Source organism: Streptomyces sp. NPDC001373 (assembly GCF_042895815.1).
Lineage (GTDB): Bacteria > Actinomycetota > Actinomycetes > Streptomycetales > Streptomycetaceae > Streptomyces.
Genome location: NZ_JBIAWQ010000001.1, coordinates 1 through 12,590, shown reverse-complemented (window position 1 = coordinate 12,590; position 12,590 = coordinate 1). Strand labels below are relative to the sequence as shown.

Sequence of the window (12,590 nt, the reverse complement as noted above, 5' to 3'; positions counted from 1 at the left end):
ACCGTCCCCGGCCGGGGAAATCCACACCCCGGCCCCGGACGCGGCGGCGATCCTAGTGGCCTGCGCCCCCCCGCCCGCCCCGCTACGGTGGCGCGCGCACCACGCGCACCCACCCGTGCGCTTCCGCGGACCGGCCGCCCCGACGGGCGCCGAACAGAGGGGTCACACAGGTGAGTACGGCCGAGTCGACCGGGTTCCGCAGGATCACCGTCGTGGCACCCGACGGGCGCGTCGACGTCGCCCTCCCGGAGGACGTCGAGGTCGCCGACCTCTGCCCCGAACTCCTGCGCCTCGCCGGCGTGACCCAGCCCGCCGGCGCTCCCGCCGGATTCCACCTCGTACGCCGCACCGGCACCGTCCTCGACGGCGCCCGCACCCTCGCCGCCCAGCGGGTCCTCGACGGCGAGGTGCTCGGCCTGCGCCCCTTCGCAGAGTCGCTCCCGCCCGCCGTGTTCGACGACGTCTGCGACGCCGTCGCCTCCGCCGTCGCCCGCGACCGGCACCGCTGGAGCGAGGACCTGCTCCGCGAGGCGGCCCTGGCCGGCGCCGCCGTGCTGCTCGTCCTGCTCGCCCTCGTCCTCTGGTACGCCGACCCCGTCCGCCACGACATGCACGGCCTGCCCGGGACCATCGCCGGAGCCGCCGGCGTCCTGCTCACCGCCGCCGCCGCGGTGCGCGCCCGCGTCTACCGCGACCGGGGCGCCGCCTCCGCCCTCGGCCTCGCCGGACTGCCGCACCTGCTGATCGCCGGCTCCGGGATCGCGGCCGCCGGCCCCGGCCAGGGACCCGGCCGCCTCCAGTTCCTCCTCGGCTGCGCCTGCGTCCTGGTCGCCGCCGTCGCCCTGACCGCGCTCACCCCGCACGGGGACGCCCCCTTCGTCGCGGCCGGGACCCTCGCCGCCATCGGGACCCTGGCCGCCTTCACCGCCCTCGCCACCGGAGCCTCCGCCACCGCCACCGCCGCCGTCTGCGCACCCGCTGCCATCGGGGCGGTCGCCTTCCTGCCCGGCCTCGCCGCCCGCACCGCCCGCCTGCCCATCGGCTACGCCGCCCCGCGCAGCGCCGCCCCCGGCCACGAGGACCCGGACCGCCACCCGTCCGACCCGTACGGTGACCACCCCGGCGACGGTCCTCCCGGCCCGGGCGCCCCGCTCGACGCCGAGGACGTCGCCGCCCGGGCCCGCCGGGGCCACGAGACGCTCCTCGGCCTGGTCGGGGGCTGCGCGGCCGTCACCGCCGGCGCCGCCGCCGTCCTCGGCTTCTCCTCCGACCCCTGGGCCCGCCTGCTGGCCCTGGCCGCCGGCGTGGCCATGCTGCTGCGCGCCCGCCTGTTCCGCTCCACCGCGCAGGTGCTCTGCGCCCTCGCCGCCGGCCTCACGGCCGTCGGCCTGCTCGTGCTGGGCCTGGCCCTGCACGCGCCCGCCCCCGGCCCCGCAGGCCCGGGCCTGCGTACGGTCTGGCTCTCGGCCGCCGTGGCCGCCGGCGCGGCCCTCCTCGCCGGAATCTCGTTTGTCATCCCCCGTACCGGCCTGTCACCCTTCTGGGGAAGGCTGCTCGACCTCACCGAGGCCGCCGTCCTGCTCGCCCTGGTCCCGCTGGCCCTGGCCGTGCTCGACGTCTACGGCCGCGCCCGGTCTCTCACCAGCTGAGACGTCGGGTCCCGGCAGCCTGGTACGCTGTGTGACGGCCGTTTGTGTACGCGCCCCCGGAATCCTCTGGAGGCTGCGCTCAGCGGACCCCGCCTCCCGAGTTACGGAAGATCCCCAGAGAATTCGACCTGGGGCACTCGGTGGCCACGAAGACCCGAACGAGGAGTAAGCGTGCCGCTCGACGCCGCTACGAAGAAGCAGATCATCGCCGAATTCGGTGCCAAGGAGGGCGACACCGGCTCTCCCGAGGTCCAGGTCGCGATGCTGTCCCGCCGCATCTCGGACCTGACCGAGCACCTCAAGACCCACAAGCACGACCACCACTCCCGTCGTGGTCTGCTGATCCTGGTCGGCCAGCGCCGCCGCCTGCTGCAGTACCTGGCCAAGAAGGACATCCAGCGCTTCCGTACGCTGGTCGAGCGCCTCGGCATCCGCCGCGGTGCGGCCGGCGCCAAGTAAGCACACTGTGAAGGGAGCGGTTCCCACACCGATGGGGCCGCTCCCTTTGCCGTACGTGCGCGACCTGCCCGACGCTTTGTAGGCTGGTGCACAGCGCACAACTGAAGAGGAGGAGCGCCCTCCCTACGCCGCCGGTCCTCGGTAGTGGCATCCGGAAAGCCCCCCACGGAGGGGCCGAGAACCGGGTGCTTCGATCGAAGACCGGCCCGCACGCCAGGAGCGCTTCTCCGCAACCGTCCTCCACCACACGGGTGGCCGGGCGGACGTCCTCCACCACACGGGTGGCGGACGAGACGACGAAAATGGAGAAAACGCTAGTGGAGAACGAGACCCACTACGCCGAGGCCGTGATCGACAACGGTTCCTTCGGCACCCGCACCATCCGCTTCGAGACGGGCCGCCTCGCCCGCCAGGCCGCCGGCTCCGCCGTCGCCTACCTGGACGACGACACGATGGTGCTCTCCGCGACCACCGCGTCGAAGAAGCCCAAGGACCAGCTCGACTTCTTCCCCCTGACGGTCGACGTCGAGGAGCGGCAGTACGCCGCGGGCAAGATCCCCGGCTCCTTCTTCCGCCGCGAGGGCCGCCCCTCCGAGGACGCGATCCTCACCTGCCGCCTGATCGACCGCCCGCTGCGCCCCTCCTTCAAGAAGGGCCTGCGCAACGAGATCCAGGTCGTCGCCACCGTCATGGCGCTCAACCCCGACCACCTGTACGACGTCATCGCGATCAACGCCGCGTCCGCGTCCACGCAGCTGGCCGGCCTGCCCTTCTCCGGCCCGATCGGCGGCGTCCGCGTCGCGCTGATCAAGGGCCAGTGGGTGGCCTTCCCGACGCACACCGAGCTCGAGGACGCCGTCTTCGACATGGTCGTCGCGGGCCGCGTCCTGGAGGACGGCGACGTCGCGATCATGATGGTCGAGGCCGAGGCCACCGAGCAGACCATCGCCCTGGTCAAGGGCGGCGCCGAGGCGCCGACCGAGGAGATCGTGGCCGCCGGCCTCGAGGCCTCGAAGCCCTTCATCAAGGTCCTGTGCAAGGCCCAGGCCGACCTGGCCGCCAAGGCCGCCAAGCCCGAGGGCGAGTTCCCGGTCTTCCTGGACTACCAGGACGACGTGTACGAGGCCCTCGCGGCCGCCGTCAAGGGCGAGCTCTCCCAGGCGCTGACCATCGCGGGCAAGCAGGACCGCGAGGCCGAGCTGGACCGCGTCAAGGACATCGCCGCCGAGAAGCTCCTCCCGGCCTTCGAGGGCCGCGAGAAGGAGATCTCCGCCGCCTACCGCAGCCTCACCAAGGCCCTGGTGCGCGAGCGCGTCATCAAGGACAAGGTCCGCATCGACGGCCGTGGCCTGACCGACATCCGCACGCTGGCCGCCGAGGTCGAGGCCATCCCGCGCGTGCACGGCTCGGCGCTGTTCGAGCGCGGCGAGACCCAGATCCTGGGCGTCACCACCCTCAACATGCTCCGCATGGAGCAGCAGCTGGACACCCTCTCCCCGGTGACCCGCAAGCGCTACATGCACAACTACAACTTCCCGCCGTACTCCGTCGGCGAGACCGGCCGCGTCGGCTCCCCGAAGCGCCGCGAGATCGGCCACGGCGCGCTCGCCGAGCGCGCGATCGTGCCGGTCCTGCCGACCCGCGAGGAGTTCCCCTACGCGATCCGCCAGGTGTCCGAGGCCCTCGGCTCCAACGGTTCGACGTCCATGGGCTCCGTCTGCGCCTCCACCATGTCGCTGCTGAACGCCGGTGTGCCGCTCAAGGCCCCCGTCGCCGGCATCGCCATGGGCCTGATCTCCCAGGAGATCGACGGCAAGACGCACTACGTCGCCCTCACCGACATCCTCGGTGCGGAGGACGCCTTCGGCGACATGGACTTCAAGGTCGCCGGCACCAAGGAGTTCGTCACCGCCCTCCAGCTCGACACCAAGCTGGACGGCATCCCGGCCTCCGTCCTGGCCGCGGCCCTCACCCAGGCCCGCGACGCCCGCCTCCACATCCTCGACGTGATGATGGAAGCGATCGACACGCCGGACGAGATGTCCCCGAACGCCCCGCGGATCATCACCGTCAAGATCCCGGTGGACAAGATCGGTGAGGTCATCGGCCCCAAGGGCAAGATGATCAACCAGATCCAGGAGGACACCGGCGCCGAGATCACGATCGAGGACGACGGCACCATCTACATCGGTGCTTCCGACGGCCCGGCCGCCGAGGCCGCCCGCTCCACGATCAACGCGATCGCCAACCCGACCATGCCGGAGGTCGGCGAGCGGTACCTGGGCACGGTCGTCAAGACCACCACCTTCGGTGCCTTCGTCTCCCTCATGCCCGGCAAGGACGGCCTGCTGCACATCTCGCAGATCCGCAAGCTCGCCGGTGGCAAGCGCGTGGAGAACGTCGAGGACGTGCTCGCGGTCGGCACCAAGGTGCAGGTCGAGATCGCGGAGATCGACCAGCGCGGCAAGCTCTCCCTGGTCCCCGTGATCGAGGGCGAGGACGCCGCCGAGGCTGACAAGGACGACTCCGACAAGTGACGTCGCGTAGTTCCCGTGTGACGGCCCGCCCCTCTTCGGAGGGGCGGGCCGTCGCCCGTACCCAAACCCTCCTCAAGGGCGAGAACGGCATCGGCACCGTCCGCCGTACCGTCCTCCCCGGCGGACTGCGCGTCGTCACCGAGACGCTGCCGTCCGTGCGCTCCGCCACCTTCGGCATCTGGGCGAACGTCGGCTCCCGCGACGAGACGCCCGTCCTGAACGGGGCCACCCACTACCTGGAGCACCTCCTCTTCAAGGGCACCGCCAAGCGCACCGCCCTGGACATCTCCTCCGCGATCGACGCGGTCGGCGGCGAGATGAACGCCTTCACGGCGAAGGAGTACACCTGCTACTACGCCCGGGTGCTCGACACCGACCTGCCGCTGGCCATCGACGTGGTCTGCGACATGCTCACCGGCTCGCTGATCCGCGAGGAGGACGTCGACGCCGAGCGCGGGGTCATCCTCGAAGAGATCGCGATGACCGAGGACGACCCGGGCGACATGGTCCACGACCTGTTCGCGCACACGATGTACGGGGACTCGCCGCTGGGCCGCCCCGTCCTCGGCACCGTCGAGACCATCAACGCCCTCGGCGCGGACCGCATCCGCCGCTTCTGGAAGAAGCACTACGACCCCACCCACCTGGTCGTGGCCGCCGCCGGCAACGTCGACCACGCCAAGGTCGTGCGCCAGGTCCGCGCGGCCTTCGAGCGGGCCGGCGCGCTCAAGCACACCGACGCCCAGCCCCTCGGCCCCCGCACCGGCACCCGGCGCATCCGCACCGCGGGTCGCGTCGACCTGGTCGGCCGCAAGACCGAGCAGGCCCACGTGGTCCTCGGCATGCCCGGCCTGGCCCGCACCGACGACCGGCGCTGGGCCCTGGGCGTCCTGAACACCGCCCTCGGCGGCGGCATGTCCTCCCGGCTCTTCCAGGAGGTCCGCGAGAAGCGCGGCCTGGCCTACAGCGTGTACTCGTACACCTCCGGCTTCGCCGACACCGGTCTCTTCGGGGTCTACGCCGGCTGCCGGCCCAGCCAGGTCCACGACGTGCTGCGGATCTGCCGCGACGAGCTCGACAAGGTCGCCTCCGAGGGACTCACCGACGAGGAGATCCGGCGCGCCGTCGGGCAGCTCTCCGGCTCCACCGTCCTCGGCCTGGAGGACACCGGCGCGATCATGAACCGCATCGGCAAGAGCGAGCTGTGCTGGGGCGACCAGATGTCGGTCGACGACATGCTCTCCCGCATCTCCGAGGTGACCCCGGACGACGTCCGCGAGGTCGCCCGGGATGTACTTGCCCAGCGGCCCTCGCTCGCCGTGGTCGGCCCGCTCAAGGAGAAGCAGGCGGCCCGCCTGGACGAAGCGGTCGCCTAGTCCCGTACGGAGTGAAGGAAACAAGCATGAGCAAGCTGCGCGTGGCAGTCCTCGGCGCCCGGGGCCGCATCGGCTCCGAGGCCGTCAAGGCCGTCGAGGCCGCCGAGGACATGGAGCTGGTGGCGGCCCTCGGCCGCGGCGACAAGCTGGAGACGCTGGCCGAGGCCGGCGCCCAGGTCGCCGTCGAGCTGACCACCCCCGACTCGGTGATGGGCAACCTCGACTTCCTCGTCGGCCACGGCATCCACGCCGTGGTCGGCACCACCGGCTGGAACGAGGACCGCATCGGCCGGCTGGAGACCTGGCTGGCCGGCTCCCCGGGGACCGGGGTGCTCATCGCTCCGAACTTCTCCATCGGCGCCGTCCTCACCATGAAGTTCGCCGCCCAGGCCGCCCGCTACTTCGAGTCCGTCGAGGTCGTGGAGCTGCACCACCCCAACAAGGTCGACGCTCCGTCCGGCACCGCGACCCGTACGGCCCAGCTCATCGCGGCCGCCCGGGCCGAGGCCGGCCTCGGCGCGCAGCCCGACGCCACCGCCACCGCCCTCGACGGCGCCCGCGGCGCGGACGTCGGCGGCGTCCCGGTGCACGCCATCCGCCTGCGCGGCCTGCTGGCCCACCAGGAGGTGCTGCTCGGCGGCGAGGGCGAGACCATGACCATCCGTCACGACTCCCTGCACCACAGCAGCTTCATGCCGGGCATCCTGCTCGGCGTGCGCCGCGTGACGCAGACCCCGGGCCTCACCTTCGGCCTGGAAAACTTCCTCGACCTCGGCTGATGAGGCAGTAGCACCATGCGCGCGAAGATCACCTACTTCCTCACGGCCGCCGTCCTGGTCGTCTACTTCGTCCTGGTCGGCAGCCGGGGCCTGATGCTGATCCAGCAGGGCACCTGGATCACCGTCACCTTCGGTGCCGCCGTGCTGATCCTGCCGTTCATCGGCATCTGGTTCCTCTGGATGAACACCCGGTTCGTCACCCGGGCCAACCGGCTCGCCGCCGAACTGGAGGCGGAGGGCGGCCTGCCCGTCGACGAACTGGAGCGGGACCAGTACGGCCGGATCCTGCGGGACTCCGCCGACGAGGTCTTCGCGCGCCGCAAGGCCGAGACCGAGGACGCGCCGGGGGACTGGCGCACCTGGTTCCGCCTCGCCGTCGCCTACCACGACGCCCGCGACACCCCGCGGGCCCGCAAGGCCATGCAGCGGGCCATCGCCCTGCACCAGGCGCACGCCGGCGCGTAGCCGCCGTACGGCGGCGCCCGGCGCGAACGGAAGGGCCCGTACGGGACGATCCCCGTACGGGCCCTCGTCGTGCTCCGCGCACCGTCAGGCGGGCACGGCCCGGTACTCCTCGGCCCACGCCTCCACCACGACGGCCGCCCGGTCGAAGGCCTCGGCGCGCGACAGGAAGTCGGCGCTGTGGTCGGTCAGCAGCACGGGGAGCTCCGCGCCCCCGCGCCCGGCCACCGTCAGCGCCTGCCCCTGTACGGTCCTCGGCAGCCCCAGCCAGCGCACGGGCTGCTGGACCTTCCGAATCCCCTCGACCTGGCTCCAGGGGATCGAACGGGTCGTGAAGAAGCCCACGTACCGCAGCCCGCCGGGGCTCACCCAGACGCCCGCGCGCAGGATCCGCAGCGCCGAGCCGATCACGGTGAGCGAGGCCGCCCCCGCGACGGCGGCGCCCGCCCAGGTGCCCGCGAAGGCGATGATCACGGTGGCCAGCAGCATGAAGGCCGAGAGCAGGAGCAGCAGCGCCGCACCGGCCACGCGCCAGGGGCCGGGCCGGTAGGGGCGCCGCCAGCGCTCGGGATCCACATGGGGGAGGGCCTCGTCCTCATGTGCGTCGAAGACGCCGTCGGCCGTCAGGAAGGGCAGGGGCACGGCTGGACCTCACTCACATGCACATTCGTTGATCTGTGCCCGTGAGGCTACCGCCCCTCGGAGGCCTCCGACTGCTGCGCCTTGCCGGTGGCCTTGTAGGGCTGCAGGGCCGGCATGCCGAAGAGCAGGGAGCCGACGAGCCCCGCCACCACGGTCAGCCCGACCAGACTACGGGCAGTGATCTGGGTCATGCTCAGACTCTCGCGCGGCGGCGGAGTGACATTGCTTCGGAAACGGTCGGCCTCGGCGACGAAGGCGAACGGGAGGGGTTCGCGCCGGCGGCGAAACATGGGGCAACACTCCTTGGGATCGGGGGCTCGTACTTCCGTTCCGTTAGACGAACGGACGGGCCGATCGGTGCCGGATTCCCGGACATTCGCCGAAACTCGTGGCGCCCGTCGGCCGCCCGCTCGGTGCGGCCGCGCCCGCGGCTGGGCGGGCGGGCCGTGCGGTTCGCCGTAGAGTGGGCGCGCCCCTGGAAAGACCCGTTCGGAAGGACCCCGTGTGAGCGAGACCGTCGCCCCCGACCTGAAACCCAGCTTCCGCAGTGATGTGACGGTGGAGCTGGTCAAGCACTCCGCCGCCGACAGCGACGTGCTGTGGGCCGCCCGTGTGTCGACGGCCGGTGAGCAGTCCCTCGACGAGCTCCAGAAGGACCCGGAGCGTTCCAAGGGCCTCATCAACTACCTGATGCGCGACCGCCACGGCAGCCCCTTCGAGCACAACTCGATGACTTTCTTCATCAGCGCCCCGATCTTCGTGTTCCGGGAGTTCATGCGGCACCGGGTGGGCTGGTCCTACAACGAGGAGTCCGGCCGCTACAGGGAGCTCCAGCCGGTCTTCTACGTCCCCGACGCCGAGCGCAAGCTCGTCCAGGAGGGCCGTCCGGGCAAGTACGTCTTCGTCGAGGGCACCGAGGCGCAGCAGGAGCTGACGGGCCGGGTCATGGAGGACAGCTACCGGCAGGCCTACGAGGCGTACCAGGAGATGCTCGCGGCCGGTGTGGCACGCGAGGTCGCCCGGTCGGTCCTGCCGGTCGGCCTGTTCTCGTCGATGTACGCCACGTGCAACGCGCGCTCGCTCATGCACTTCCTCGGCCTGCGCACCCAGCACGAGCTGGCGAAGGTGCCGTCCTTCCCGCAGCGGGAGATCGAGATGGTCGGCGAGAAGATGGAGCAGCACTGGGCGAAGCTCATGCCGCTGACCTACGCGGCCTTCAACGGCAACGGCCGCGTTGCCCCGTAAGGACCGATGCACGCACGGCGTACGGATGTGCCGGTACAAGTCCCAAGTGTCCGTATTGCGGCGTTTCGGAAAGTTCATCTAGGCTGATCAAACGGACCCGGCACTGCTTGAACCCCCGAGCAGGCAGTGCCGGGATCCAACAGCCCCGCCACCCCCCGGCCGACCCCGGGGGCACCCGCACGACGGATCCCCGGTTGACGTCCCCCGAGGGGACACCGCGAGCATGGCAGCGAGTAGCGTGTTACCCATGGCTCCGATCTCGACTCCGCAGACCCCCTTCGGGCGGGTCCTCACCGCCATGATCACGCCGTTTACGGCGGATGGCGCACTCGACCTCGACGGCGCGCAGCGTCTCGCCGTCCACCTGGTGGACGCAGGCAACGACGGCCTGATCGTCAACGGCACCACCGGTGAGTCCCCCACGACCACCGACGCGGAGAAAAACGACCTCGTACGAGCCGTACTCGAAGCGGTCGGTGACCGCGCCCACGTCGTGGCCGGAATCGGCACCAACGACACCCGCCACACCCTCGAGCTGGCCCGCCAGGCCGAGCGCACCGGCGCCCACGGCCTCCTCGCGGTCACGCCGTACTACAGCAAGCCGCCGCAGGAAGGCCTCTTCCGGCACTTCACGGCCATCGCCGACGCCACCGGGCTGCCGGTCATGCTCTACGACATCCCCGGCCGCAGCGGGGTCCCGATCAACACCGAGACCCTGGTCCGGCTCGCCGAGCACCCCCGCATCGTCGCCAACAAGGACGCCAAGGGCGACCTCGGCCGCGCCAGCTGGGCCATCGCGCAGAGCGGCCTGGCCTGGTACTCCGGCGACGACATGCTGAACCTGCCGCTGCTGTCCGTCGGCGCCGTCGGCTTCGTCTCCGTCGTCGGCCACGTGGTCTCCCCGGAGCTCCGCGCGATGCTCGAAGCCCACCTGGGCGGCGACGTGCAGAAGGCGACCGAGATCCACCAGAAGCTGCTCCCCGTCTTCACGGGCATGTTCCGCACCCAGGGCGTCATGACCACCAAGGCCGCCCTGAACCTCCAGGGCCTGCCCGCGGGCCCGCTGCGGCTCCCGCTGGTCGGCCTCACCGACGAAGAGACCGTCCAGCTCAAGCTCGATCTCGCCGCCGGCGGGGTACAGCTCTGACAACGGACTTCACAACTGAACAAGCAGAACCGAAACAGACAAGAGCAAGTGCACGAATGACATGCGCGCCACGTGCCTGAAAGGGGCACGTGGCGCGCGTGGTGAAGGAGAACCTTTTGAGCCATCCGCACCCTGAACTCGGCCCGCCGCCGAAGCTCCCCAAGGGCGGCCTGCGGGTCACTCCGCTGGGCGGTCTCGGCGAGATCGGCCGCAACATGACCGTCTTCGAGTTCGACGGCCGCCTGCTGATCGTCGACTGCGGCGTCCTCTTCCCCGAGGAGGAGCAGCCGGGCATCGACCTGATCCTCCCGGACTTCACGTCCATCCGGGACCGGCTCGACGACGTCGAGGGCATCGTCCTCACGCACGGCCACGAGGACCACATCGGCGCCGTCCCGTACCTCCTCCGGGAGAAGCCGGACATCCCGCTGATCGGCTCCAAGCTGACGCTGGCCCTCATCGAGGCCAAGCTCCAGGAGCACCGCATCCGTCCCTACACCCTCGAGGTGAAGGAGGGCGAGCGCGAGAACCTCGGGCCCTTCGACTGCGAGTTCATCGCGGTCAACCACTCCATCCCGGACGCCCTGGCCGTCGCCATCCGCACGGACGCGGGTCTCGTCGTCGCCACCGGCGACTTCAAGATGGACCAGCTCCCGATGGACAACCGCCTCACGGACCTGCACGCCTTCGCGCGTCTGAGCGAGGAGGGCATCGACCTTCTTCTCTCGGACTCGACGAACGCCGAGGTCCCGGGCTTCGTCCCGCCGGAGCGCGACATCTCCAACGTCATCCGCGGGGTCTTCGCGGGTGCCCAGAAGCGGATCATCGTGGCGTCGTTCGCCAGCCACGTGCACCGCATCCAGCAGATCCTGGACGCCGCCCACGAGTACGGCCGCCGGGTCGCCTTCGTCGGCCGCTCCATGGTCCGCAACATGGGCATCGCCCGTGACCTGGGCTACCTCCGGGTCCCGGCCGGCCTCGTCGTCGACGTCAAGACCCTCGACGACCTGCCGGACGACGAGGTCGTGCTGGTCTGCACAGGTTCCCAGGGCGAGCCGATGGCGGCCCTGTCCCGCATGGCCAACCGCGACCACCAGATCCGGATCGTCCCCGGCGACACCGTGATCCTGGCGTCGTCCCTGATCCCGGGCAACGAGAACGCGGTCTACCGCGTGATCAACGGTCTGACCCGCTGGGGCGCGAACGTCGTCCACAAGGGCAACGCCAAGGTCCACGTCTCGGGCCACGCCTCGGCCGGCGAGCTGCTGTACTTCTACAACATCTGCAAGCCGAAGAACCTGATGCCGGTCCACGGCGAGTGGCGCCACCTGCGCGCCAACGCCGAGCTCGGTGCCATGACGGGCGTCCCGAAGGACCGCATCGTCATCGCCGAGGACGGCGTGGTCGTCGACCTGATCGACGGCAAGGCCCGGATCTCGGGCAAGGTCCAGGCCGGCTACGTGTACGTGGACGGCCTTTCGGTCGGCGACGTCACCGAGGCGTCCCTCAAGGACCGCCGCATCCTGGGCGACGAGGGCATCGTCTCGGTGTTCGTCGTGGTGGACAGCACCACGGGCAAGGTCATCAGCGGCCCGAACATCCAGGCCCGCGGTTCCGGCATCGAGGACTCCGCCTTCACGGCGATCGTCCCGAAGATCGAGGAGGCCATCGCCCGCGCCGCGGCCGACGGCGTCGCCGAGCCGCACCAGATCCAGCAGCTCATCCGCCGTACGGTGGGCAAGTGGGTCTCCGACGGATACCGCCGCCGCCCGATGATCCTCCCGGTCGTCGTCGAGGTCTGATCCAGGCCTCCGCGGTAGCGGCATCACCGGAGCGGGGCAACCGGATTTGCATCCGGGGGCCCCGCTCCAGTACGTTGACGACTCCACCCCGCACGGAACGGCGCACACACATGTGCCCGGACCGGTGTGCCGGGGAGGGTGGGAATACAGACCGGGGAAACCTGATAAAGTCTGTCCCGCCCGAAAGGGAAAAGGCCCCCCGAAGGTCATCGGAATTCGAATCCACGCCGGAGACGGTACGGAAAAGAATCTGATAGAGTCGGAACCGCCGGAAAGGGAAAACGCGAAAGCGAAGAACCTGGAAAGCGCCGAGGAAGTCGGACACGAAAGAGTCTGATAGAGTCGGAAACGCAGGAAAGAACGAAAGCCCGGAGGAAAGCCCGCGAGGGTGAGTACGAAGGAAGCGTCCGTTCCTTGAGAACTCAACAGCGTGCCAAAAATCAACGCCAGAAGTTGATACCCCGTCCACTCCGGTGGATGAGGTTCCTTTGA

11 protein-coding genes are annotated in these 12,590 nt (G+C 70.6%); 9 read left to right on the top strand and 2 right to left on the bottom strand.

The window, feature by feature from the left end:
• Window positions 1–170 precede the first annotated feature (170 nt).
• The 6 genes from eccD (at window position 171) to ACFY15_RS00030 (ending at window position 7,265) form a co-directional block, all read left to right on the top strand.
• Window positions 171–1,649 (top strand): type VII secretion integral membrane protein EccD, encoded by a 1,479-nt coding sequence (eccD, locus tag ACFY15_RS00055; protein ID WP_390689022.1) that lies wholly within the window; start codon window positions 171–173, stop codon window positions 1,647–1,649.
• Between the two features lie 171 nt (window positions 1,650–1,820).
• Entirely contained in the window at window positions 1,821–2,108 is a 288-nt protein-coding gene (gene rpsO / locus ACFY15_RS00050) for a 30S ribosomal protein S15 (protein ID WP_007266917.1), read from the top strand.
• A 317-nt stretch (window positions 2,109–2,425) separates the two neighbouring features.
• Entirely contained in the window at window positions 2,426–4,645 is a 2,220-nt protein-coding gene (locus ACFY15_RS00045; protein ID WP_390689023.1) for a polyribonucleotide nucleotidyltransferase, read from the top strand.
• Window positions 4,642–6,021, top strand: coding sequence for a M16 family metallopeptidase (locus ACFY15_RS00040; protein WP_390689024.1), 1,380 nt, complete (start codon window positions 4,642–4,644; stop codon window positions 6,019–6,021). Before ACFY15_RS00045 ends, ACFY15_RS00040 begins: the two co-directional genes overlap by 4 nt.
• Window positions 6,022–6,047: 26 nt before the next feature.
• Window positions 6,048–6,800, top strand: a complete 753-nt coding sequence (gene dapB / locus ACFY15_RS00035) for a 4-hydroxy-tetrahydrodipicolinate reductase (RefSeq protein WP_390689025.1) — start codon at window positions 6,048–6,050, stop codon at window positions 6,798–6,800.
• 15 nt (window positions 6,801–6,815) lie between these two features.
• Complete coding sequence (locus ACFY15_RS00030; protein WP_042814173.1) at window positions 6,816–7,265, top strand: hypothetical protein; 450 nt, start codon at window positions 6,816–6,818, stop codon at window positions 7,263–7,265.
• 84 nt (window positions 7,266–7,349) lie between these two features.
• Here ACFY15_RS00030 and ACFY15_RS00025 read toward each other — a convergent pair whose 3' ends face one another.
• Entirely contained in the window at window positions 7,350–7,904 is a 555-nt protein-coding gene (locus ACFY15_RS00025; RefSeq protein ID WP_390689026.1) for a PH domain-containing protein, read from the bottom strand.
• Between the two features lie 47 nt (window positions 7,905–7,951).
• Window positions 7,952–8,194 carry a hypothetical protein gene (locus tag ACFY15_RS00020; RefSeq protein ID WP_390689027.1) on the bottom strand — a complete coding sequence of 81 codons (243 nt, stop codon included), beginning with the start codon at window positions 8,192–8,194 and terminating at the stop codon, window positions 7,952–7,954.
• Between the two features lie 214 nt (window positions 8,195–8,408).
• Between ACFY15_RS00020 and thyX the strand changes: the two genes are divergently transcribed.
• The 3 genes from thyX to ACFY15_RS00005 all read left to right on the top strand — a co-directional run bounded on the left by thyX (window position 8,409) and on the right by ACFY15_RS00005 (window position 12,098).
• Window positions 8,409–9,149 (top strand): FAD-dependent thymidylate synthase, encoded by a 741-nt coding sequence (gene thyX / locus ACFY15_RS00015; RefSeq protein WP_366455060.1) that lies wholly within the window; start codon window positions 8,409–8,411, stop codon window positions 9,147–9,149.
• A 247-nt stretch (window positions 9,150–9,396) separates the two neighbouring features.
• A complete protein-coding gene (gene dapA / locus ACFY15_RS00010) occupies window positions 9,397–10,296 on the top strand; it encodes a 4-hydroxy-tetrahydrodipicolinate synthase (protein WP_390689028.1) in 900 nt (299 codons plus the stop codon).
• A 116-nt stretch (window positions 10,297–10,412) separates the two neighbouring features.
• Window positions 10,413–12,098 carry a ribonuclease J gene (locus ACFY15_RS00005; protein WP_390689029.1) on the top strand — a complete coding sequence of 562 codons (1,686 nt, stop codon included), beginning with the start codon at window positions 10,413–10,415 and terminating at the stop codon, window positions 12,096–12,098.
• Window positions 12,099–12,590 lie beyond the last annotated feature (492 nt).